Origin of the sequence: Streptomyces sp. LS1784 (assembly GCF_020103755.1) — a bacterium.
Taxonomy (GTDB): domain Bacteria; phylum Actinomycetota; class Actinomycetes; order Streptomycetales; family Streptomycetaceae; genus Kitasatospora.
On record NZ_JAHSQD010001205.1, the window covers coordinates 1 to 772 of the forward strand.

The 772-nt window shown below is 76.0% G+C and carries 1 protein-coding gene; it reads left to right on the forward strand.

Features of this window, described 5'->3' with window-relative positions; translation table 11 throughout:
* The first annotated feature begins 189 nt into the window (after positions 1-189).
* Positions 190-684, forward strand: coding sequence for a hypothetical protein (locus tag KS423_RS46555; RefSeq protein ID WP_224285670.1), 495 nt, complete (start codon positions 190-192; stop codon positions 682-684).
* Positions 685-772 lie beyond the last annotated feature (88 nt).

The window sequence follows — 772 nt, forward strand, 5'->3', positions numbered from 1 at the left end:
CGCGCCCGAGCGGGTGACCGGCGGCGAGATCGGCGCCGAGGCCGGCACCGGGACCAGCGGCAGGAACGGCTCCGGGGCCGGCCGCGGTCCGCGCCGGGGGTGCCCGGCAGTCTGCTCTACGGTCTCCGGCCGGGCACGGAATCATAAATTCCGGGCCGACTGTCGGTGCCGTGGGACACCATGTCCGGCATGTCCTACGAACTCCAGGCGCTGATCGGAACATGTGAGCTGCTGACGGTGGCGGCGGCGGAGGTTCCGGCGGCCCGGGTGGTCCCGCTGGCACAGGGGCTTGCGCTGATCCCGGTCACCTCCGCCGTCCGCGCCGCGCTCCAGGGGGACGGCAGCGTGCGCAAGCCCGGCGGCGGGGCCGGGTTCGGCTGGCACTCGGACGGCTTCGAACTCCGGCTGGCCGCCTGGTCGAAAGCCGGCCCGATCGCCTGCGTCGAGGCGGAGTACTTCGGCGGCAGTGGTACCCAGCGTGCCGCCGTCTGGACGGACGGCAGGGTCGTCCTCGGCCCGCTCACCATCGGCGAGTTCGAGCCCGCCCCGGCCGAGGGCACCCCGATATCCCGTGCCCTGCGGCAGGTCGGCGCATGCACGGAGGAAGGCCGGGCGGACGAGTTCGAGTCGGTCGGCCTGGGCCGGCACCGCAGCACCGGCGGCTGGGCGGAGCCGGCCGACTGACCTGGTCGGCCCCGTGCTCGTGGGGATCGCCCGGCCGCGGGCCGGGGCGGTCAGGGCGAGGAGGGGGCACCGGCGCGCCGGCGCCGAC